Origin of the sequence: Halorhabdus rudnickae, assembly GCF_900880625.1 — an archaeon.
In the GTDB taxonomy this organism is placed as follows: domain Archaea; phylum Halobacteriota; class Halobacteria; order Halobacteriales; family Haloarculaceae; genus Halorhabdus; species Halorhabdus rudnickae.
Genome location: NZ_CAAHFB010000001.1, coordinates 2215489 through 2237779, shown reverse-complemented (window position 1 = coordinate 2237779; position 22291 = coordinate 2215489). Strand labels below are relative to the sequence as shown.

Below are 22291 nucleotides of genomic sequence, written 5' to 3'. Positions count from 1 at the left end.
TGCGAAAAACGCGGGGAGACAGCGCATGACGAGCCAGAGTGAATGCAGCCACGCGATGCGGGAAGCGGCCGAGCGTCTCGGCAAGTCCCCGACGAAAGCCGAGTACGAGAGCCTCGATCTGCTGCCGTCGGCATCGACGATTCTTCGGGTCGTCGGTGGGTGGAGCGAGGCGAAACGACGTCCTGGACTCGAAACGAGTCCGTCTACAGGGACGCAGGTCGAGTCGAGACCCGACGATGTCGACCTCCCAGACGGAACGAACTGGGCAGATCTGACGCAGGGCCAGCGGAGGCACGACAAGCACGTCGAGGAAAACACCGAACGGACGCTAAAGCGCCGAAAAGGACGACGAACGGGGTGAACGAACGAAAAGCCAGTCGTGGTTGTTCAGAGTGGGGAGAGTCCGATCCGGCGTATCTGGATTTCCATCACATGAACGGCGACAAAGACATGGCAATCACCGACATGGTCACGAACGGATATTCGACCGATCGGTTGGAAGCGGAGATCGCCGGCTGTGAGGGTCTCTGTGCGAATTGCCATCGAAAAGAGCACGTCGAGTTGCCAGACGTGGCGGCCGTCAAGGGGTGATACGTCCCAGTCTGTCAGGGGGAGACACGGTTCGCAAAACTCAAGTACGACAGACGGGTATGCCCGAATGGAGTCCTGTGGTGTAGTGGCCAATCATGTAGCCTTCTGGGGGCTACGACGGAGGTTCGAATCCTCCCAGGACTATTTTGCGACGGAACAACTTCGTGGGTCGCAAATGTCCCTGAGATTCGAACGCTGGATCGGGACAGCGAGTCACTGTCAGCTCCTGGTTCGTCGGTCACGGCGATTCCCACGGCGAGTTTGCCAGCGGATTGGCCGCTGTCCTCTTCCAGGACAGTCCGTCCAGCCAGAGACCCGAGTCCGTTGACGCTCAAGATAGTCGCTGTCAGCGTAGTTCGACGATGATCCGTTCGGCGTCGCCGTTCCGGATCCGGCGGCTGTACGGTTCGCCGATCGTCGAGCCATCGACCTCGACTGTCTCATCGTCGTCGGACGCCTTCGCTCCCGGCGAAACGCTGGAGTCGACCGGTACTGTCGAGAACACCAGCGACGTCGTCGGTCAAGATGTCGTCCAGCTGTATGTCCGAGACTTCATCGGGAGTCGTTTGCGGCCCCAGAAGGAACTGGTCGGTTTCGAGACTGTCGAACTCGAACCCGGAGAGACCGCTGCGGTGACGATCGAGATCGACGAGAACGATCTGGCGTTCTGGACCGCCGAGGAGGAGTGGGCAGCCGAATCCAGCGCGTTCGGTCTGATGGTCGCTCACGCTGCCGACGACATCGTCCACACCGAACGATTCACGCTCGACGAGTAGCGACCAGGAGGGTGTTACTGCGAGGACGAGTACGCAAGTCTACCCTGAACCATTGCGGTATCGCCAGACACCTCACAGTGCAAGTATAAGTTTCTCGCCGTCGAACGGGACGTATGGTCTTCGAGAATCTGACGCTGTTCGAGGTACACTTAGAGGACGCGACGTTCAGTCCGACGCAGAGCCTGGGTGAGGGGACAGACGACGAGCGGTCGGCCGGGGGCGACGACCAATCGACGGCGGACGAACACGAAGCGCCGACAGATGGCGCTGGAGTGGGCCGAGTACTCGCGCTCGTCGTCGCGAGCGTCGTCGCTTCGATCGTCGTAACGGTCGTCATCAGGCAACTCGTCGGCGACGAGGAACCCGAAGTCGACATCGACGCGCCGGAGGAACCGGTCGACGTGTCGATCGACGACTGAGTCGGTCGGGATCAGTAGTTTACAGTCGGTCTTTGATCGCCTCGGGTGCGTACTGGACGGAGAGTTCCCGCGAACGGCCGCGCCCGTCGACACTCGTGTAGGTTGCCTCGATCAGCCCCAGCTGGTCGAGTTTGTTGATGATCTCCGAGTAGCGCGTATAACCCAGATCGGTCTCCGCCTGGAAGAACTCGTATATTTCGCCCGCCCGCTCTCCGTCGTGGTCGGCAACGACGTCCAGCAACGCCCGTTCGTTGGCCGACAGTCCCTCGAGGTATCGCGAGAGGTGGACGTGTTTGGACTTCTCGTAAGCCTGGGCAACGTCCTCGTCCTCGACCTGCTTGCTGGCCCGCATCTCGGCGTTCAACCCGGCCCGACGAAGGAGGTCGATCCCGACACGGAGATCACCTCCCTGCTCGGCAGTGAGTTCCGCGACCCGGTCGAGCACGGGTGCGTCGACGACCCCCTCGTGGAAGCCCCGGTCGACCCGTTCCTCGAGGATGTCCGCGATCTCGGGTTCGTCGTACTTCGGGAAGTAGACTTCCTCGGGTCTGAAGACACTCTGGACGCGCCCGTCCAGCGCCTCGATGACGTCCAGATCGAGGTCCGAGGAGACGACGACAACGCCGATTTTCGCCCCCGAATGGGCCTCGTGGGCACGCAACAGCGAATAGAGTGTGTCCGAGGCTTCGCCCTCGTAGAAGAGATAGTTCACGTCGTCTAGGGCCACCGCCAGGACTTGGCCGTCCTCGACGAGTTTCTCGGTAATCTGGCCGAACAGCTTCTTGAACGAAACGCCGCTGGTGGGCGGTTCGTACTCGAATACCTCCTCGAACAGCCGCGAGAACACCGCGTATCGCGTCGAGTCCACCTGGCAGTTGACGTGGGCGACCCGGACGTCAGTCTGAGCGCCCAGTTCCCCGTAGAGCTTCTGGATCGCAGTCGTCTTGCCGGTCCCCGGCGGTCCGCGCGCGATGACGTTCAGCGGTCGTGAGCCCCGAACCGCCGGCCGGAGGGCGTACTTCAGGCTCTCCATTTGACTCGACCGATGGCGAAACGTTTCGGGGACGTAGTCGATCTCGAAGACGTGTTCGTCTCTGAAGACGGACTCGTCCCAGGAGAGCATCCCCTCCTCGGGGTCGTCGGTCATCACTTTCACCACGCCCGGGACGCTACTTAACTCTTGGCGCGAAGGAGAACGCCAACGTGCAGAAACGCGTTCGCGTGGGGAAACACTGGCACAAAGAACACGAAAGCCCCCGCCCGTGCCGGCGACTTCGCCGGCCGATCGAAGTGGAAAAGGAAGCCGACCGAGCTATTCCGCAGTCGTCTCAGTCGCCGTCTCTGTGACTGTCTCCGTAGATTCTCTGGTTGTAGTGCTCGTCGATGACTCCACTGTCGGAGTGTCCATGAAATACACAGAGGAACTCTGAACGGACTGACAGTCTACAGAATAGGTCACCTGTCGTGAGTCAGCCGTTTCGGTGAAAACGTCAGTCCCTTCGGCAGTGACGTCGAAAGAGGCAGTCACAACCCGCCGGTCTCGTTAGCAGCACACGCGAACGTAAATTCGGAAAACCGATCGACTCACTGATACCGAGATTAGCCGTCTCGAGAGTGCCGACGTTCGGATCGGCGGAGACGTCACTACCTAAACGATTATTTAACGAAATAGAACCCGACGAACGGCACTGAAAGATAAATAATTATTTCACTATATCCATATATTTTATCCATATTTGTATATCATTCACCCATCAATTTTAAAATAATAAATACAGTTTCAATCACCTAGTAGAGAGCAATCGAATGGGGTGACGATCAACGCGACCGCAAACGAGTCCGAGCTAGCTGACGTGTTCACGTCACCACACATACCCTGACTGCCACGATTATCGAGAGCAGTGTTCCACAGCTGTACGTTGTCACTATCTCGATCGCTGGCTATTACGACCGGAAACAGAAACGGTGAGAACCGCTCGTTTCAGTCCCGCTCAGTGTCAGCTAGGAAGATGATCTTCTGATAGGCCTCTCGAAGGTGGTACTTCGTATTCTCGTCCTCGGCCGTCTCCAGGGCTGTCGAGAGGTGTTCACTCACTGTCGTCCGCTCCTGTTCTCTATGTTTGGTACCCATACCCATCCTCTCGAGAGTGATAACGGCTTCCACACCCTTTGTATTGGAGTCCCTAATACCATCAAACGAGACATTGACGGTATGCTACCGGCAAAAACGATTATTTCATAATCCACCATCACTGATATAACAGTGAGAGAGACAGATATTCATACATATTTTCGTATCGTCCCCCACCGATCGTATCGGGGACACGACCGCTACGGCCACTCCTCAACAATCACCTTCTGGGAGGCTTCCCGGACATGTTACTTCGTGTCCTCGTCCTCGGCCGTCTCCAGGGCCGCCAAGGGGTGTTCCCGAAGCGACGTTTTGTCCTGTCGTCCCCGTTCTCGTCCACAGTTGTCACCGACCGGGCGTACGTGAGTGGAAAGCATCGTATGGACGAACATGAAGTCACGCAGGCGAACTGTCCCGATTGTCGACCACCTCGGAAAACGTCACGATCGCACTATTGGCCCTGATACAGGGTGTCAGAGAACCGTTGAGCGGATTCAAACGGCGGTGTTCAGATAATTGAAGAGTGGGGCGTGGCGTTTTCAAAGTGATCTATGCCTGAAAACGCACACCTCAGCGGTAGTATCAACCAGATCAACGTAGAGTTTGTGGGGCACGAAGCGACACCGCGATTGCTGATGAAGCTCAGTATTCAGTTGCATCTTGCTGGACTATCTATTTCGAATACTGTTTTTATTCTTGAGGAGTTTGGTGTCAAACACGCTCGTTCGACTGTTCATAACGGAGTTCACAAAGCCGATCTACAGCCCGAAACTGGACGAAGCTCGGATCAGATTGCGATTGACGAGACCGTGGTCCGACTTACTGACGAGAGATACTGGCTGTACGCCGCCGTCGATCCCGACACAAACGAATTGCTGCATACAGCGCTTGAGCCGACGACTAATTCGGTCATCGCTCACGCGTTCTTTCACGAGCTGCGTGAGAAACACGACGTTGACGATGCTGTGTTTCTCATCGTTGGGTCGCACTCGTTGAAAGACGTCTGCAACCGATACGGCCTCGATTTCAGAGACGAAAAACGTGGAAATCGGAACAGTGTCAAACGTGTATTTCTTGAGGTAAAACACAGAACCTATTTGTTCTCAAACTGTTTCAGCCACGCCGCTGCAGAAACAGCTGACGACTGGGTCAGATCCTTCGCATTTGCATGGAACCAGCTTATCTGAACACTACCCGTCGGCAGACACCAACTTATTTATATGAGATTGCCGTCATCGCAAGCATGACTGCGGTACGCCGACGCCTCGAAGAGAGTGGAGTCGTAGCGGTGCTTCGAAACGTCGATCCCGACGCTATGGTCGAGACGGTGGCCGGACTGCAAGACGGCGGCGTCGAGGCGGTCGAGATCACCGCCGATGTCCGAAACGCTGCGGACATCGTCGCGCGGGTGACCGAAGCGTTCGAAGACAAGAACGTGCTCGTCGGAGCTGGATCGGTACTCGACGCGGCTACCGCGCGGGCGATGATCGACGCGGGTGCGGCGTTCGTCGTCGGCCCGACCCTGGAGCCGGACGTCATCGAGACGGCACACCGATACGACACGCTCGCCGCCCCGGGAATCATGACGCCGACGGAGGCCCTCCGGGCAGCGGAATCCGGTGCCGACTTGTTGAAGGTGTTCCCCGCTGGGACGGTCGGGCCAGGCCATCTCAGCGCGATCCAGGCACCGCTTGGGGACCTCCCGTTGATGCCGACCGGCGGGGTCGATACGGACAACGTCGGGGCGTTCTTCGACGCAGGGGCCACCGTCGTCGGTGCAGGGAGTGCACTCGTCGACCACGACGCGATCGAACGACGTGATTTCGATGCCGTCCGAGCGCAGGCCGAGCGTTTTGTCTCCGCGGTCGAGGACGCACAGGCCTGAACGTCGGTCGGGACGCCGCCGACTTCCTGCCGACCGCCGCGAGGACGGTTCGAGTCTTCGGCCGTCAGTAAGCGTGTCTACCGGAGAAAACGAATCATCTTCTCGACCGCCCAGGACACGGTCACGGGCGCGTTTGTACAGAGCGGCCGCTCGTCAGTGACACGAGCCGTTCTGATGGAGAAATGGTGCCGCTGAGGACCAGTCGATACCTTCCGGAGCGTGCCTGTCGGGGACCACCCATGTGTCACGGAGAGAGGTCTGACTGGCGGCGCCAACGCCTCAAGTGGTCGATCGCGCAATCGCTCCTCGCTCCGCGGGTGGTTTCAGAATCGTCATGCCAATGGGAAGATCGTCGAAACGATCAAGACCGTTATGAGACCGCTGACCGAGATGATCGTGGTGAGGACGGTCCAGGTTTTGAGCGTCTCGGTCTTGGTGAGACCTCCGATCTCGCTGACGAGCCAGAACCCGGAGTCGTTGAACCACGAGCAGATGTTTCCGCCGGCACCGATCGCCATGACCAGGTACGCAGGGTGGACCGCGAGCTGGCCGGTAAGCGGCGCCATGATCCCGGCGGCGGTCAGCATCGCGGCAGTGGCCGATCCCTGTGCGATCCGGACGATCGCGGCGATCAGCCACGCCGTCACGATCAGTCCAATGCCGACGCCCTGGAGAGCGTCCGCGAGGTAGTTGCCGATCCCCGAGGCCGCGAGCAGCGCGCCGAAGGCCCCGCCGGCTGCCGTGATCGCGGCGATGTTCCCACCACTTTTCAGCGCCTCGGTGAGTTCATCACTCCACGCCTGGCGATCCATATCGTCGAAGCGGTAAAACGTGTATGCCGCCGCGAGCGCAGCGATCGTCAGTGCGACGTTCTTGTCGCCGAGGAAATTGGTGTATGGTTGGAATGCCTCCAGTGCAGGAGCGACTTCCTGAAACGTGTCGACCGCAGTCGCGGACGCGATAAGCACGACGGCCAGAAAGATCGGAGCGACCGATTCGAGTACGCTCGGAAGGTCACTGGTCGGCCGGTCTGCGACTTCCTGTAGCTCCTCGGTCGAGGTTGCCATCGTGTCCCGCAACGGGATGTCGAGACGGCGGTTGATCCATCGGCCGTAAACGAGACCGGTCACAGCCGCCGCCGGGATCGCAGTAACCAACCCGATGACGATCGTCATCCCGAGATCGCTCCCGATCTGATCGGCGACCGCGAGCGGACCGGGCGTCGGCGGGACGAATACGTGCGCCGCAGCGGCCCCTGTCCCGACGACAACGATGAAGAGCGTGTAGTCACGACCCAAACGTGCACGCATCGAACGCGCAAGCGGCGCCATGAGGTAGAACACACTATCGAAAAACACCGGGATCGCGAGCAGCGAGCTGCTCCCAAGCAGCGCAATATCGGAGTTTTCCTCGCCGAGCACGTTCTGAAAACCCCGGACGATTCGCTGGGCCGCACCGCTTTCGAGCATCCCCTTGCCGATGATCGCCGCCATCAAGATTGGGATCCCGATCCCCGCCATCCCGTTCCCGAAGGCCGTCGCGACTTGGCCGGCCGCATCGGAGGCAGTGAAATCCGCGACGAATACGGAGTTGATGATGCCGACGAAGAACGCCGACATGATCAACCCCACGAACGGGGGTAGATCGAGCCAGACCAGCAACGCGATGACCGCAATCAATCCTAACACAAAGGTAATCAGCGGGCTGTGCACGAACTCCGTCATTTGTAATGGTATGACTACCATACCGTCTCAAACTGTATGCAGTTGGTACTTAAAAATTATGGTCGTTTATAAACCGTTCAGATCCGCTGACATCCGGCAGGCGAGACGCCTTCGCGTTCACGGCGATGGGGACGTGGCATTTGGTCACCGCCCGACGACTGCGTTTCGCGTCTCTCAGACCACAGCCACTCGGCCGGTCAGCGCCCTCAGGCCAGCTCAGGCCGGATCGAACACCGTCAAGCAAAGCTTGAGCAGCCCGGTCCCGCTACGCGGGATCGAACGCCGAAAATCGAAGATTGTCGAGTCCTACGAGGTTACGCCTCGTCGAATGAGTCAAATCGGAGATTTGCCGATTCGATCCGGCTCAGGCCGGATCGAACGCCGACAGGCTCGCCCCGCTCGCCTGTCGAGTCCGACGAAGCTATGCTTCGTCGAACACCGTCTCGCCGTCGACGGCGTGCTCAGCGACGGCGTCGAGATCCAGCGTGAGTCCGAGACCCGGCCGCTCGGGGATCGTGATCGACCCGTCCTCGATGACCGATCCCTCGACGAGGTCGCTCCACCAGCCCAGCTCGTAGGAGTGGTACTCGACGGCCAGCGCGTTCGGGATGGCCGCCCCGACCTGGGCTGAAGCCATCGTCCCGATCGGCGAGGCGACGTTGTGCATCGCTACGGGCACGTAGTAGAGATCGGCGAGGTCGGCGATCTTACGTGACTCGCGCATCCCGCCGACCTTCGGGACGTCCGGTGCGACGATGTCGATGGCCTGCTCTTCGAGGAGGCGTCGCATCCCGTGTTTGCGGTAGACGTTCTCGCCGGCGGCGATCGGGGTGGTCGCCGTCGTTCGGGTGACCTCCCGCTGGACGTCGTGGTTCTCCGGTGGAACGGGGTCTTCCAGCCACCAGATGTCGTAGGGTTCGAGGGCCGCCGCCAGGCGCTTGGCGCTCCCACCCGTGAAGGTCCAATGACAGTCAAAGGCCACGTCCGCACGGTCTCCGACACGCTCGGTGACCGCCTCGACGATCTCGACCTTGTGCTCGATCTCCGGATCCCGGAGATGACGGTTGGCGCGATCCTTCTCGTGGCCGCTGGGGACGTCGAGGTCGAACTTGATCGCGTCGTAGCCCAGTTCTTCGACGACGCGTTCGGCCTCGTCGGCACAGGCCTCGGGGTCGGCCTCGTTTTCGGTGTGGAGGTCACAGTAGACCCGGACGTCGTCGCGATACTTCCCGCCGAGCAACTGGTAGGCAGGGACGTCGAGAAGCTTCCCAGCGAGGTCGTGCAGTGCGATCTCGATACCCGAGATGGCGGTGACTGTGACGCCCTCGATCGAGCCCTCGCCGGACATCTTCTGGATGAGGTGTTCGTAGAGGCGGTCGATGTCCAGCGGGTTCTCGCCGACGACGAAGGGCTTTATCCGCTCGATCAGTTCGGGCACGCCGGCACCCCAGTACGCCTCGCCGGTACCGACGACTCCGGCATCGGTATACACCCGTACCAGCGTCCACGGGTAGTTCCCATCGACCATCGTCGTCTGGACATCCGTGATCTCGACGTCCCGCGGGCCGCGGTCGACCTCGACCCCCATGGTTCCCGAGGAGAGGTCTCGCATCGTGTACTCCGCGTTCGGATCGTGCAGCTGTGTGTAGTCGCGTGTCACACCGAACAATTCCTAGTTCTAGTGTTTATATTTTTCCCCATAACCGCTCACCGGTCAATCCCTCGACGGTTGGCCTCGCGTACGTCCGCGACCATCTCCGGGGTGACGACGGCGAGATCACCCTCGATCGTCCGTTTCAGCGCCGCGGTCGCGACCCCCCATTCCAGCGCCTCTGCCACCGGCGCGCCATCGAGCCACGACGCGAGGAAGCCGCCGACGAACGCATCGCCCGCCCCGACGGAATCGACGGTCTCAGTCGCGAACGCGTCTTGCCGGTGGACCGTGGAGCCGTCGAACGCGAGTGCCCCGTCAGCGCCCAGCGTCACGACGACGAGGTCCAGATCGTGCGCCTCGGCGAGGGTTCGTGCCATCGCGTCGGGATCGCTGTCGACGTCGAGTACCGCACGAGCGTCCCGTTCGGCGACGAACAGGACGTCGACGTCCACGAGCAACCGTTCGATCGTCTCGCCAGCCGTCGAGGGGTCCCAAAGGTTCGACCGGTAGTTCACGTCGAAGGTCGTCGTCGTGTCGGCCTCGGCCGCCGCGGACAGCAACGCTCCCGTCGTCTCGGCGAGAGTTTCGGACAAGGCCGGCGTAATACCCGTAACGTGAAAGGCCCCGGCTTCGGTGATCGGATCCATCGACAACTCGCTCGGTGACGCGCTCCTGATCGCTGCCCCCTCCCGATCGTACACGACCCGTGAGTCCCGCGGCTGGGTCCCCCGCTCGAGATAGTACGTCCCGACCCGGCCGTCGTCGGCCCACATCACCACAGGCGAGACGCCGTGGGACCGGTACGTCGAAACGATGCGCCGCCCAAGCGGTGTCGCCGGAAGCTTCGAGAGCCACGTCGCGTCGATCCCGAGACGCTGGGCGGCGACAGCGACGTTCCCCTCCGCGCCGCCGACATAGACATCAAGCGCGTCGGTCTCTTCGAGCAGTGTACCCGGATCAGTCCCCAGCCGGAGCAACGATTCGCCGAACGTGACGAGATCAGGCATGACATCCGCGACTGGCACGAGAGCTGGCATAAATCCTCCGGGGAGCGATTGGGACAGCCGTATCGGCGGACCGTCTACCACGATTGGACGATCATCAGTTCCCCCGATAAACACCGCAGAACCCCGAAATGGGCAGACAGCAGAAAGGACACAATTATCATTAATGGATAAGAAGCCGCCCCCGGCACAGAGACCGTCCAATGAGGTTGGACAAGATTGGCACCAGAATGACCACACGATCGGCGACATCTCGGCCCTGCCCCCGATACTACGACCGTAGAAGGGCAAAATAGCATATATCGGGGAGGAGCACAGGGAACAGACATGATAACTCAGTCCTGTCCAATACTGTCGAACGGTAGCCTCGGTCCCGTGAAATGCTGGCGGAACTCGTCGGTTCGGTGGGTCTCCCGCTGGTTCCGAAGGAGATTTCCGGGCAGCCGTTGACAGTCGGTCGCATGAACGAGGGGAACTCGGGTCCGGCCGGCAACCACATCGAGGCTGTACAGAAATCGTTCACGCTCGTCGAGGCGTTAGCCGAGCATCATGCAATGGGCATCTCGGAACTGGGACGGACAGTCGATCTGCCCAAGAGCACAGTTGACGTCCATCTTCGAACGCTCGAAGAACTCGGCTACGTTGTCCGGACCGACGACGATGCCTACCGGCTCAGTCTCCAATTTCTCGAACACGGTGGCCGGATCCGCAAGCAGATCGACCTCTATCACGTCGCGCGGCCCCAGGTGGACAAACTCTCGAATTCCGTCGGGGAGGTCGCAACGATCGGCTACGAGGAGCGCTACCAGCGTGTCTTGCTACATCGAACAGAACCCATCGAGGGGTTATCGGACAACGCGCCGGTGGGACAGATCAATCGACTCCACTGGACGGCCCTCGGAAAGGCGCTCCTCTCGCAGTTGTCTGCCGAGGAGATCGACCACGTGATCGAAACGTTCGAGCTCCCACAAGCGACCGATCGGACGATCACTGATCGGGAATCCCTGCTCGAAGAGGTCGACCGGATCCGTGAGCAGGGATACGCCGTCGAAGACGAGGAACACATTCAGGGCGTCCGTTCAGTCGCGGTCCCACTTGATGTCGACGACGAAAACGCAGCGATTTCGACCGTCGGCCCGAAACACCGCGTGACGACCGACCGGATCGAAACCGAACTCGTCGAAGCGTTGCGGGAGACGGCGAACGTCATCGCACTCAAGTACGAACACTATTGATCGGGCGCGCCTCGAAACCGATTGTTTGTCGCTGCCAGCGGTTCCTCGTTCGGTGATGCGCCACTCGTAGCCAGTACTTTACAGTCATATTGTTGTAATCAACGCCGGCACATCGAGAGCACTCTACTTTACGACCATGTTGTTGTAAAATTTGGAGTGTAGGCGAAGTTCGAAACCGAAGATGAGGCGGTTCACGTGACTGCACGCAGAACAACAGAGATAAAAGCAGTTGAAGAGGGGCAATTCGGTATAGCACTCTATGTCCGAACACGATTGTCTCAGCGAACGGTTAGTTCTAATCGTCGTATACTCAGCGAAAATTTAGACGAAATAGATACAATATTTATTAAACAAGAACGAACACTGTGGCGAGGAATGACGCTCAGTAGTCAGTGTACCAAGCTTACCTATATTTCCAAATACTGTTGTTATTTTTTATATGTTCGTGGATTAATGGCCGAGTTCGACTGGTCACACCGACGTTGAGAAAGTCGATCGACAGTCGGAGTCTGGTCCCTCACCGAATCACGCTGCGGTCGTCAATACCGTGATGCAGCTGAACAAACAGCGCGATCGACAGTACATCACTGTCGACCGCGATACTATCGAATTGCCGTACGCAACGTTACTTCCACCAAAACGAGCGTAATTTCTCACGCGTCTTTCGCCCAACTTCCTGAGAAAGACGACGGCACCAGCGCCGTGATGGCCATCGATGACACCCAGCGTTGAACGCTGCCTGCTCACGTCACGGCTCCGCTCACAGATTCGAACACTATGTGATTTGAAACTAAGCCCAAAACATATTTTCGCATATAATAAATAGAACGTTTTCGTTTTCGTACTATTTCAGCAGCGCTTACCGAGAAACTGCTGCCGGCGAAATCGAATCTTCCGCATGGGACCGGCGTCTCTGAACACGACCACCCTACGGCCCTCAACCATTATGAGGTGATAGAGAGAGAGCTCGGGGCCGCACGAGTGGGTGGGACCTTCGGGTCCGCGCACGAATCGTTGAGAACGACGAACTGCTCCTCGCTGTCGCGGTACTTCTCGACCTCCTCGGCGGGTTTCTGACGTATACGGGCCTCGTCGATCCGGGAACCGACACCAAGACGCGGGAAGTATCCTCCTGGGAATCGAGTGGCGAGTTCGCTCACCGGACGACGGTCCTGAACGGGACAGCAGTCTTCGCCGAGGGGAGCACGCTACGGAACCGATCAGTATACTTCCGGAAGATACCCCCAGCTGAACGGCTCGTTCGCCTACACCTACCGCGCCACGGACGGGGGCGACCTGACGGTCGAGACGACCGCCTCACCGGTCTTCCGGTCGATCGAGCGTGTCGAGGACCGTCCGAACTGACGGCCGGGAAACGGACCGGGACGGAGCCGGGATCACGCGCGCCCATCCGCCGTGTGTACCGGAACATTCTCAGTGTTAACAACTCTCTTGGGGTAGACGTTCGTCCAGAAAAAGAATCTATACAAAGTTATTTTTTGATGTTTTTGTCGTATAGAAGTCCCCAAGAATTGTTTCCCGTAGTATTTGTCGGGAATCTCCGGAGCGTTTTTCCGTCCTAATTAGCGACACTCGAACGAATGTCTACAACTGTTGAAAGTGGCGTATTGAGTGGTGACGGTGATCGGTTCGTCTACCTGGTCTCGGCGATGGCCGCGCTGAACGGGCTGTTGTTCGGCTTCGACACCGGCATCATCTCCGGGGCGATCTTGTTCATCAACGACACCTTCAGTATGTCGCCGCTGGTTGAGGGGATCGTCGTCAGCGGGGCGATGGCGGGTGCCGCGACCGGGGCGGCCCTGGGCGGCCGGCTGGCCGATCGGGTCGGACGGAGACGGCTGATCATGTTGTCGGCCGGGGTGTTCTTCGTCGGGTCGTTCCTGATGGCCGTCGCGCCGACGGTGCCGGTCCTGGTGGCGGGCCGACTAATCGACGGCCTCGCGATCGGCTTCGCGTCGGTCGTCGGGCCGCTGTACATCTCCGAGATCGCCCCGCCGCGGATCCGCGGTGGGCTCACTTCGATGCACCAGCTGATGGTCACCATCGGGATCCTGGCCTCGTACTTCGTGAACTACGCCTTCTCCGGGAGCGGCGCCTGGCGCTGGATGCTCGGGACCGGAATGATCCCCGCTGTGATCCTCGGCATCGGCGTCCTGAAGATGCCCGAGAGCCCGCGGTGGCTCTACAGCCACGGGAAACCCGATCGCGCACGGGCGGTGCTCCGTCGGACGCGACAGGGCGACATCGAAGAAGAACTCGGAGAGATCAAAGAGACCGTCGAGCGCGAGTCCGGGACGAGTCTCAAGAGGCTGCTCGAACCGTGGCTTCGCCCCGCGCTGGTCGTCGGGATCGGGCTGGCGATCCTCCAGCAGATCACCGGCATCAACGCGGTGATGTACTACGCGCCGACGATCCTGGAGTCGACCGGGTTCGGTAGCGCGGCCTCGATCCTCGCGACCGTCGGGATCGGCGTCGTCAACGTGGCGATGACCGTCGTCGCGATCGCCTACATCGACCGCGTCGGCCGACGGGCACTCCTGCTGGTCGGGACCGCCGGCATGACCGTCACGCTCGCGATCCTGGGCGTCGTCTTCTACCTCCCTGGGCTGTCGGGTGTCCTCAGTATCACTGCGACTATCTGTCTCATGCTTTATATTTCCTTTTTCGCCATCGGCCTAGGGCCGGTCTTCTGGCTGCTCATCTCGGAGATCTACCCACTGGCGGTCCGTGGGTCAGCAGAAGGGGTCGCGACGGTCACCAACTGGCTCGCCAACCTCGCCGTCGCACTGTCGTTCCCGATCCTGACGGCGAACATCGGCCCCTCGTCGACGTTCTGGCTGTTCGGCGTCTTCAGCGCGGTCGCGTTCGTGTTCACCTACGGGTTAGTCCCCGAGACGAAAGGACGGACGCTCGAAGCCATCGAGAACGACCTGCGTGAGAACATCGGCGTCGGCGACTGATCGCGAGATTCAGTCGCCCGAGAACGGCGGCTGGTCGCCCCCCAGGCGCTCTGATACCCGTTCGACAGCCGAAGAGAACTGGTCGTCGCTCTCGGTGATCGCCGCCCAGTCGGCCAGCCCGCGTTCCTCGCGGGTACCCGGCACGGTGTTGTCCAAGGCGAATGCCACCATCCCACCGACGGCCATCTGAACGTCACCGACGATGTACAGCGTCTGGGCGACGACTTCGGTACCGAGCAGGGAGCCGACGAAGGGCACGTCCGTCAGGCCCTGGCGGAACAGTTCGAATCCGCTCGCGACAGCGTCCATCTCGGCCGCCGCAGCGTCAACGTTGCCGATGTAGGCCGGGATGGCCATGCCCGCAAACAGGGCGATCCCGATGATGAAGAGGTTCCGCGAGGAGTCGAGATCGACGTACTTCAGATTCGAGAGCCCGACAGCGACGATCTGGCCGAACATAGCGATGTAGAGTCCGCCGACGATCGGTCCCGGGATGGTCGCGATCACGCGGCCAAAGAGTGGAATCACGCCGACGATCAGCATCGCGATCGCGCCGATCTGGACGACGAACCGGGAGGCGACGCCAGTCAGTCCGATGGCGCCGATATTCTCCGAATAGGACGTCGAGCCGCCGGTGCCCATCAATCCGGAGAAGACGTTGGCTAGCCCCTCCATGCCGATGCCGTGGTTGATGCGTCGCTTCGAGGGCGCGCCAACACCCGAGATGCGGGCAACGGCGTGGTAGTCCGCGAAGGACTCGATGATCGAAGCGAGAACGCCCGCGAACATCCCGATCGCGAAGGAGGTCCGGAACTCGGGCATCCCCCACTGGAGAGGGTAGGGGACGTAGACGAGTGTCTCGGTCGTGAGTTCGCCGAAGTCGAGATACGCAGGATCGCCCGCGGGAATGACTCCGGTAGCCGATCCGACCGCGGCGACGAGCCACGCACCGGCGATGCCCAGCAGGATCGGGAACAGATCGAACACGCGGGAGACCCGATCGAGGTATTGCGAGAAGACGACGATCAACAGCAGCGTCAGCCCGAGCAGATACCAGTTGTTCGTCGCCGAGGTGATGTCGCCGGCCGAGAACAGCGACAGACCGATCAGCGCGACCACCGGTGCGACGACGACCGGCGAAAGATACTCCCGGATCTTCCCCACAAGTCCGAAGTATCCGATAGCCACCTCGACGAGGGCGGCGCTGATGATCGCCCCCTGGAGGAAGAGCAGTTTGGCGTTCCAGGAGGGGAGCCCCTGGATAGTCACCTCGGTGGTGACGATGGCAATCGCGGGCGCCAGCATCGAGAACGGTGCGCCCTGGATGATCGGGTAGCGGTTACCGACCGTGGTCTGTGCCAGCGTCGCGATCCCGCTGACGACGAAGAAGGTGCCGACGAACTTCGCGGTCACGTCGGCGGGCATCCCCATCAAGTCCGCCAGGATGAGCGGGACGGCGATGTTCGCCCCGATCATCGTCAAGTAGTGCTGGACTCCCAGCAGGATCGAGCGGGAAAGCGGCGGGCGGTCGTCGATTCCATACTCCACGAGTGCGTCGCGGTCGTCCGCCTTCTCGGTTTCATCCATGCCTGGGGCCCACCTGTCGGAACGAGATTGAAAAGCCATCGAAACGCGCACTTCTTTCGAGCGGGTTGGCACACTGGACGGATGGGCACCCGTCCGACGCCCGATAGCGTGCCCGTGGGCCAGCGGATCGAGCGTCACGGGTCGCAACGTCTATGCCCGTCGACTGTCCCTAGTGACACATATGAGCGACTTCGACGAGGAAGCCGAGCGCGAACGACTGCGCGAGCAGTACGAACGCGAACAACAGAAGCGCGAGGCGACCGAGCACATGAGCGAACTCCTCTTGAAGGGCGCAACGATGACCGACGCCCACTGTGAGGAGTGTGGCGACCCCATCTTCCGGTACGACGGCCAGACGTTCTGCCCGACCTGCAAGCAAGAAGTCGACCCCGAAGACACCGAGGAGCCCAGTGAAGACGACTCCGGAGCCGAATCTCCGGCCGGAGCATCTAACGAGGAACGAAGCGACGCAGAATCAGGGACAGAACAGTTATCCGCAGATGCGGGCGCAGCGATCGACAACGCTAACTCCGGGAGAGCGCCGACGACCGCCAGCGGACGAGAGAAATCCGAAACGGGAGACAACGCGACCGTCCCGTCTACCGCCGGGCGGGTCGAGGTGCCGGCGGTCGAGCCCGAAGGCGGAGCGGATTCGCCTCGGGACGGGCGCGAGACCACAGGTAGTCTGGAAGATGCTCGCAACTCGCTACAGCGGACTCTCCTCTCGTTCGCCCGGCAGGCCGAATCGACCGACGATCCGCGGCGCGCCCGTGACGCACTCGAAGCAGCCCGCGAGGCCGCCGACACTCTCGCCGCGATCGACAAGATCCGATAACCGCGTCGATCCACGGTCGACCTTCCGGAACTCGACGCCCAAACAGTCGCGATCAGGCGGATCGATTTTTCTATCATCTGGCCATAGTTTCGGCCGTATCAAGTAGTTTGGATATATAGTAAAACCGCACACAAGTAGAGATTTGACATGATTGGGGGGTGTCTCACTGCAAGAAGGCGAAATCAGAGCACTGTCGGAGACAACGGTGTGGGCAACGCAAAGCCCAGTAAGACGCGGTGGTGTCCAGAAGCGAGCAGAGAGATAAGTCAAACAAGACAGTCGACTCCGTGGATTACAGAACCCCAAAAGGGGGATCAGCACGGATTTCGGCGGTATTCTGGCGAACTCGGGCGGGCCGACATTCGGCTCCGAGGGCTGTGCTTCGAGCTATTTATCATCGCCGCGGTCGTCATCAGCGCGACGAACCACGGCGAAATGGAGAGCCACTGGGATTGCTCCTAGATTCGCTCGTGTTCAGTTTCCCATCTTGCTGGTGTTAAAGGGGATGTCCGTCGAGATCCAAGAGGGGCGATGTAGTCGTCATCGGCATCGTGATGGTTGATACCCTCCAAGGACTGAACCTGGGCGAGTCGCGCTTTGGAACCGCGTTCTCGATACGAGTCCCAGTCGGCGAGACCCGCGCTCACTCCGTCGGCGGTTCGACCGCAAGCAGGCCTTCGAGTGATTCGATCTCGAATGTCGGTTCCGGATCTCCCTCCGGTCGATCACCCTCTCTGACCAGTAGCGCCGAGTCGGCGCCGGCTCGATCGGCCGTCTCGACGTCCGAGAGTCGATCGCCGACGAACAGGGCGTTGCCCGGTTTGACGCCCAGCGCGTCCAGGGCAGTCTGTAGGTAGTGTGGGTCGGGCTTCATCCGATCATACCCCGGGAGCGTCGGCGCTCGACCGTAAGCAGCCTCGAAGTGATCGCCCCACGGGAAATAGTCTCGGACAAACCGGACGGTGCCGTGGCGGTTGTTGCTGGCGATCGCCAGTTCGCCAGACTCCGCCAACGTCTCGAGAACATCGACGTCCGGGAAGGGCTCGCGTTCTCCCTCGCGGATCCAGTCGTTTTCTAGCTCCGTGGCTGCGTGTTCACGATACCCCCAGTAGGATGCAGCCGGAACATCAAACCGTTCACATAACCGGCGGATCGTGGCTACATCGTCCGGCATGACTAGTTCGGCCGGTGGTTCGTTGGTCGCGGCGTCAAAGTCGGCTAGCGCTGTGACGGTCGCCTGTCGATAGACGGCCGGTGCCGTGTGATAGCCGGTGAGCAACACCCCATCCAAGTCGAACACGATCGCGTCGTACACGGATGGGTTTCAATGCGTCCGCGACGACAGTAGGTGTTGTGAAAGCTGGTTCATCCTGGCGAGACTAGAATTACAACGGACAGACTGAGCCCGCAGAAATCCCACGGGCCGGATGGGAATTGAACCCGATGGCGAGATGGTCCGGTTCGGCTCGCTGTGCTCGCTTGCACGGGCTGCAACTCGCGTGATTCAATTCTCATCGGTCACGCACAGCAGGCGCTCGCTGACGCTCGCAGAAGTCTCACGGGCCGGAGGGGAATTGAACCGAGTGAAGACGTTCCGGGATACTCGTTCACATTGTTCGCTGCGTTTCCGGGGCTGCGACTTCCCGGCTTCAATTCCCATCGTCGCGCATTTGTTGCTCGCGAATTGCTCGCAGCAAAATGCTACGGGCCGGATGGGAATTGAACCACGGTCGTTCCCGTTCGCTCGCTACCTCACGGCTACGCCGTTCGGCTTTTCGAGGTCGCTTCGCGACCTCGCACCGCTCGCTCACCTCCCACTCTCTGATTCAATTCCCACCGGCAACGCACAGCAGGCGCTCGCGATTTGCGAGCGCCACGAGAGCGGGCCGGATGGGAATTGAACCCATGACCGTCTGGTTAAAAGCCAGACGCTCTGCCTGACTGAGCTACCGGCCCTCACCGAAGTTTGGGGGAGTCCCCGGCTAAGTCCTTACGGTTGTCGATGGTCGGGGTCGCCAACGGCGTCGTAGTGCTCGGAGAGCGCCGCAGCGATCAATACTCCGGGCGATTTGTCCTCCAGAGAAGCGCGCCGACGGAGTTCACAGTACGCATCAATTGGGAGTGTGACAGTGATTTCACCGAGAGGGTAGCCGGCACTGGAAAGCGCCGAGACGGGCTCGGCTCCGTCGTTGATCTCACTGGCGAGCGACCGCACTTCTCTGACAGTCAGCCCGTGATCCAGAGCCGCAAACGCCAGCAAGAACCTAGACGTCCCGCCGACGCGGGCGATATGTTTCGCCGCCGTGGGGGCTATCTCACCCTTGGCAACGTGGCGACGGATCGACCGCGGCAGATCGTGGACCCGTGACCACTTGCGGATGAACGACACCGTCGCGGAGCCACCCGCCCGCTCGGCGGCTGCCTTATAAGAACCCTCACCGCGGACGAGTGCCGCACACGCCGCCGCGCCACGCAGCATGTAGACGCTGTCCTCGTCCCCAGCGGTGTCCTCGGCGAACGAACGGACGGTCTCGGCAGCCTCCGTGAGACTGTCGGGATCATCCGGATCGAAGGCTACTGCACGATCAGCGTGTTCGCCGGTCGCCTCCGGGTCTCCCCGGATCACCGGCTGTCCCACCGGCGACTCCCGATCAGTCGGAAGCCCGGCCCGCTCCGGCTCGTCACTCATGTGTGACCCAGAGTTGTGATGCGTAGGTAAAAACGTCCGGTCGAAGATCAGTCGCCCGCAGCGTCCTGTTCGCGTTCCTCTGAGAGGTGCTCCCAGACTTCGGCACACCCACACCCGTCTTCGACGTTGTCGAGGTGATCGGTCTCCGCTGACTCGGCGTCACTCATCGATTCTCCCTCCGTTCGACCCGCCAGTCACCGCGACTGCAGCAGGCGTCTGGACGGCGCCGTCTGCGCTGTCAATCATCACCCGTCTCTACTGGACACACCCTCAAAAGGCCGCTCACACGGGTAATGACTACCCGAACTCCCGCGTAGGAGTGATTCTTGCCGCGACTGCTGACGCAGTCGTGTCATGGACTCCCGAGGAAGACGGCTGGAGAACCGTCCAGGTCCGGCGAGCGATCGGCGCCCCGAGCGTCGAGTGACGGCGAGACTTGTCCGGGCCGACGCCTACTCGGGGACGAGTCCCGTGGCGGAGGTAATGGTGACTGCCGTCCGGATCCTCGACGATGGAGCGTGGATCAGCGTCGACGACCAGCGTGTCGTCTCGGTGAGTGAACTCTGGCGGCTTCTCGACCACGGCGTCTGTGACTGTCAGATGGCGGATTTCCTCGTCGAAGGGTTCGTCGAAGTCGACGTGGTGGATCGGACGGTGCTCGTTCGGGCGGCCGGCCAGTGTGTGACCTGTGGGGCGAGTGCGGTCGCAGGGTGGCACCCAGTCGGCCGGATCGTCGGTCCGGACCGCCGGTTCGCGCCACTTGCCCCGGGGGACGTTCGCACGCCACAGGTTTGAAGCAGGCAATATCATCCGCTTCCGGGGAGAGGGCGGGAAGCTTGACGAGACACGCGGGCGTATACGTGGTCGGACCCAGGAACGGATATATGCCGACTGACGTGGAACGCTGGAAAGACGAAGTCTACGGCGAGGAGATCCGCGAGCACCTCATGGAGTTCGCGGAGGAGGGCTGGGAGGCTATCCCAGAAGACGAACACGACGCCTGGTTCGAGCGCTTCAAATGGTGGGGGCTGTACCACCAGCGGGCCGGCCAGGAGAGCTACTTCATGATGCGCATCGGGACGCCCAACGGCGTCATCGAGCCGGGACAGCTCGAAGTCGTCGGCGAGATCGCAAAGGAATATGCGACTGGACCCGCCGAGAACCCCGAGTTCGGTGGAGCCTACTGTGACTGGACAACCCGTCAGTCGATTCAACTGCACTGGATCAAACTCGAAGACGTCCCCGAAATCTTCGAGAAACTGGAGGACAACGGTCTCTCGACCCAACAGGCCTGCGGGGACTCCTGGCGGAACATCGTCGGCTGTCCGGTCGCCGGCAAGGACAGCCACGAACTGATCGACGCCTGGCCGATTGCCCGGGATCTCCACGACACGTTCAAAGGGAACGAAGACCACACGAACCTCCCCCGGAAGTGGAAGGTCTCCGTGACCGGCTGTACGGAAGGCTGTGGCCAGGGTGACATCAACGATCTCGCCCTCGAGCCGGCACGAAAGGAGATAGACGGCGAAACAGTCACAGGATTCAACGTCCGGGTCGGCGGCGGCCTCTCACGGAAGGAACCCCGCCTGGCCCGAGACATCGACGTCTTCGTTCGACCGGAGAACGCCGACGCGGTTGCTGGGGGCCTCTCCTCGCTCTTTCGGGAGCACGGCGACCGCGAGAACCGCTACAACGCCCGCATCAAGTTCCTCGTCGACGAGTGGGGAACCGAGAAGATCCGCTCGGTCCTCCAGGAAGATTTCGTGGACATCGACCTCCACAGCGCGGGCGAAGATCTCCGCGAGGAGTACACCTACAACACTGGGACCCAGGACGGTCACAACGATCACGTCGGCGTCCACGAGCAGGTCGACGGGAACTACTACGTCGGGTTGAACGTCCTCGTCGGGCGGATGGGTGCCGAGGATGTCCTCGAACTGGCCGACCTCGCCGACGAATACGGCAGCGGCGAGGTGCGACTGACCCAACGGCAGAATATCATCCTCACCGACGTCCCCGAAGATAACCTCGACCCGCTACTGGACGAACCCCTGCTGGAGGATTATTCGCCGGACCCCTCGCCGTTCATGCGTGGGTCGATCGCCTGTACGGGAACGGAGTTCTGCTCGCTGTCGATCGTCGAGACGAAGAACCGCCAGGTCCGGTACGCCCGCTGGCTGAAAGAAAACGTTGAGCTCCCAGAGGATCACGAGGAGTTCCACATTCACCTCTCTGGATGTACGGCCTCGTGTGCCCAGCCCCAGATCGCGGACGTCTCCTTGCGCGGGATGAAGACCCGCAAAGACGGCGATCCGGTCGAGGCCTTCGACGTCGGCCTGGGCGGCGGCCTTGGCGAGGACCCGCGCTTTGCCGACTGGATCGCGATGCGCGTCCCCGCCGATGAGGTGCCGGGCGCGATCGCCAACCTGATCGAGACCTTCGCGGACCGTCGGGCGGACGGCGAGACGTTCCGGGAGTTCGTCGAGGCCCGCGACGAGGACGAACTCGCCGACCTGCTCGACCCCGAAGAGACTGATTACGAGGACCCCTATATGCATAACACGAAGAAGACCTGGTATCCCTACGCAGCGGAAGACGACATGGACGCTTCGCCCGCGCCGACCGACGGCGCCGGTAACTCCCTGCCGGCCGACGACTGATCGGAACCAGTCTGCTCGGCCGGCCGATCGGATAGAAGTGCCAGTACGGGCTGTCGGGCCGATACTTATGGGCATGGCGTGTCAACGGTAAACATGCGCCTATCGAAGAGGGGTGTCCGG

The 22291-nt window shown here is 60.9% G+C and carries 21 protein-coding genes and 2 tRNA genes; 13 read left to right on the top strand and 10 right to left on the bottom strand.

Annotation, left to right across the window (positions count from 1 at the left end; translation table 11 throughout):
• The first annotated feature begins 25 nt into the window (after positions 1 to 25).
• The 5 genes from BN2694_RS17755 to BN2694_RS11150 all read left to right on the top strand — a co-directional run bounded on the left by BN2694_RS17755 (position 26) and on the right by BN2694_RS11150 (position 1786).
• A complete protein-coding gene (locus BN2694_RS17755) occupies positions 26 to 361 on the top strand; it encodes a homing endonuclease associated repeat-containing protein (protein ID WP_244605408.1) in 336 nt (111 codons plus the stop codon).
• A 71-nt stretch (positions 362 to 432) separates the two neighbouring features.
• Positions 433 to 591: a hypothetical protein gene (locus tag BN2694_RS17750; RefSeq protein ID WP_244605407.1), complete on the top strand. Its 159-nt coding sequence runs from the start codon at positions 433 to 435 to the stop codon at positions 589 to 591.
• 71 nt (positions 592 to 662) lie between these two features.
• Positions 663 to 735 (top strand) — tRNA-Gln (locus BN2694_RS11160).
• 218 nt (positions 736 to 953) lie between these two features.
• Positions 954 to 1367 carry a fibronectin type III-like domain-contianing protein gene (locus tag BN2694_RS11155; RefSeq protein WP_135665255.1) on the top strand — a complete coding sequence of 138 codons (414 nt, stop codon included), beginning with the start codon at positions 954 to 956 and terminating at the stop codon, positions 1365 to 1367.
• 113 nt (positions 1368 to 1480) lie between these two features.
• Positions 1481 to 1786, top strand: a complete 306-nt coding sequence (locus tag BN2694_RS11150; RefSeq protein WP_135665253.1) for a hypothetical protein — start codon at positions 1481 to 1483, stop codon at positions 1784 to 1786.
• 19 nt (positions 1787 to 1805) lie between these two features.
• On the opposite strand, the gene BN2694_RS11145 is transcribed toward BN2694_RS11150, so the two are convergent.
• Positions 1806 to 2933: an ORC1-type DNA replication protein gene (locus tag BN2694_RS11145; RefSeq protein ID WP_135665250.1), complete on the bottom strand. Its 1128-nt coding sequence runs from the start codon at positions 2931 to 2933 to the stop codon at positions 1806 to 1808.
• A gap of 834 nt (positions 2934 to 3767) precedes the next feature.
• On the bottom strand, positions 3768 to 3917 hold the full coding sequence (locus BN2694_RS17165) for a hypothetical protein (RefSeq protein ID WP_167880017.1): 150 nt from the start codon (positions 3915 to 3917) through the stop codon (positions 3768 to 3770).
• Between the two features lie 551 nt (positions 3918 to 4468).
• Here BN2694_RS17165 and BN2694_RS11140 point away from each other — a divergent pair.
• On the top strand, positions 4469 to 5104 hold the full coding sequence (locus BN2694_RS11140) for an IS6 family transposase (RefSeq protein WP_135665248.1): 636 nt from the start codon (positions 4469 to 4471) through the stop codon (positions 5102 to 5104).
• Positions 5105 to 5151: 47 nt separating this feature from the next.
• Positions 5152 to 5802, top strand: a complete 651-nt coding sequence (locus BN2694_RS11135) for a bifunctional 4-hydroxy-2-oxoglutarate aldolase/2-dehydro-3-deoxy-phosphogluconate aldolase (RefSeq protein ID WP_135665581.1) — start codon at positions 5152 to 5154, stop codon at positions 5800 to 5802.
• Positions 5803 to 6134: 332 nt separating this feature from the next.
• On the opposite strand, the gene BN2694_RS11130 is transcribed toward BN2694_RS11135, so the two are convergent.
• From BN2694_RS11130 to kdgK1, 3 genes are all read right to left on the bottom strand, one after another.
• Complete coding sequence (locus BN2694_RS11130; RefSeq protein ID WP_135665245.1) at positions 6135 to 7547, bottom strand: GntP family permease; 1413 nt, start codon at positions 7545 to 7547, stop codon at positions 6135 to 6137.
• A gap of 400 nt (positions 7548 to 7947) precedes the next feature.
• A complete protein-coding gene (locus BN2694_RS11125) occupies positions 7948 to 9138 on the bottom strand; it encodes a mandelate racemase/muconate lactonizing enzyme family protein (protein ID WP_135665579.1) in 1191 nt (396 codons plus the stop codon).
• A gap of 95 nt (positions 9139 to 9233) precedes the next feature.
• A complete protein-coding gene (gene kdgK1, locus BN2694_RS11120) occupies positions 9234 to 10187 on the bottom strand; it encodes a bifunctional 2-dehydro-3-deoxygluconokinase/2-dehydro-3-deoxygalactonokinase (protein ID WP_135665243.1) in 954 nt (317 codons plus the stop codon).
• Between the two features lie 458 nt (positions 10188 to 10645).
• Between kdgK1 and BN2694_RS11115 the strand changes: the two genes are divergently transcribed.
• Positions 10646 to 11419, top strand: coding sequence for an IclR family transcriptional regulator (locus BN2694_RS11115; RefSeq protein ID WP_135665241.1), 774 nt, complete (start codon positions 10646 to 10648; stop codon positions 11417 to 11419).
• Positions 11420 to 12363: 944 nt separating this feature from the next.
• On the opposite strand, the gene BN2694_RS11110 is transcribed toward BN2694_RS11115, so the two are convergent.
• On the bottom strand, positions 12364 to 12579 hold the full coding sequence (locus BN2694_RS11110; RefSeq protein ID WP_135665239.1) for a hypothetical protein: 216 nt from the start codon (positions 12577 to 12579) through the stop codon (positions 12364 to 12366).
• 441 nt (positions 12580 to 13020) lie between these two features.
• Here BN2694_RS11110 and BN2694_RS11105 point away from each other — a divergent pair, with 441 nt between their 5' ends.
• Complete coding sequence (locus BN2694_RS11105; protein WP_135665237.1) at positions 13021 to 14400, top strand: sugar porter family MFS transporter; 1380 nt, start codon at positions 13021 to 13023, stop codon at positions 14398 to 14400.
• A 9-nt stretch (positions 14401 to 14409) separates the two neighbouring features.
• Here BN2694_RS11105 and BN2694_RS11100 read toward each other — a convergent pair whose 3' ends face one another.
• On the bottom strand, positions 14410 to 15987 hold the full coding sequence (locus BN2694_RS11100) for a uracil-xanthine permease family protein (RefSeq protein WP_135665235.1): 1578 nt from the start codon (positions 15985 to 15987) through the stop codon (positions 14410 to 14412).
• Between the two features lie 181 nt (positions 15988 to 16168).
• Between BN2694_RS11100 and BN2694_RS11095 the strand changes: the two genes are divergently transcribed.
• Positions 16169 to 16822, top strand: a complete 654-nt coding sequence (locus BN2694_RS11095) for an Sjogren's syndrome/scleroderma autoantigen 1 family protein (protein WP_135665233.1) — start codon at positions 16169 to 16171, stop codon at positions 16820 to 16822.
• Positions 16823 to 17465: 643 nt separating this feature from the next.
• On the opposite strand, the gene BN2694_RS11090 is transcribed toward BN2694_RS11095, so the two are convergent.
• Positions 17466 to 18137: an HAD family hydrolase gene (locus BN2694_RS11090; RefSeq protein ID WP_135665231.1), complete on the bottom strand. Its 672-nt coding sequence runs from the start codon at positions 18135 to 18137 to the stop codon at positions 17466 to 17468.
• Between the two features lie 397 nt (positions 18138 to 18534).
• On the opposite strand from BN2694_RS11090, the gene BN2694_RS11085 reads away from it, so the two are divergent.
• Positions 18535 to 18723 carry a hypothetical protein gene (locus BN2694_RS11085; RefSeq protein ID WP_135665229.1) on the top strand — a complete coding sequence of 63 codons (189 nt, stop codon included), beginning with the start codon at positions 18535 to 18537 and terminating at the stop codon, positions 18721 to 18723.
• Here the strand turns inward: BN2694_RS11085 and BN2694_RS11080 are convergent.
• A tRNA-Lys gene (locus BN2694_RS11080) sits at positions 18705 to 18778 on the bottom strand. The two genes, BN2694_RS11085 and BN2694_RS11080, sit on opposite strands and share 19 nt — an antisense overlap.
• Before the next feature lie 34 nt (positions 18779 to 18812).
• Positions 18813 to 19511: a DUF7119 family protein gene (locus BN2694_RS11075; RefSeq protein WP_135665227.1), complete on the bottom strand. Its 699-nt coding sequence runs from the start codon at positions 19509 to 19511 to the stop codon at positions 18813 to 18815.
• A gap of 354 nt (positions 19512 to 19865) precedes the next feature.
• Between BN2694_RS11075 and BN2694_RS11070 the strand changes: the two genes are divergently transcribed.
• On the top strand, positions 19866 to 20306 hold the full coding sequence (locus BN2694_RS11070; protein WP_342210803.1) for a hypothetical protein: 441 nt from the start codon (positions 19866 to 19868) through the stop codon (positions 20304 to 20306).
• A gap of 89 nt (positions 20307 to 20395) precedes the next feature.
• Positions 20396 to 22171: a nitrite/sulfite reductase gene (locus BN2694_RS11065; RefSeq protein WP_135665225.1), complete on the top strand. Its 1776-nt coding sequence runs from the start codon at positions 20396 to 20398 to the stop codon at positions 22169 to 22171.
• The last annotated feature ends 120 nt before the right edge of the window (positions 22172 to 22291 follow it).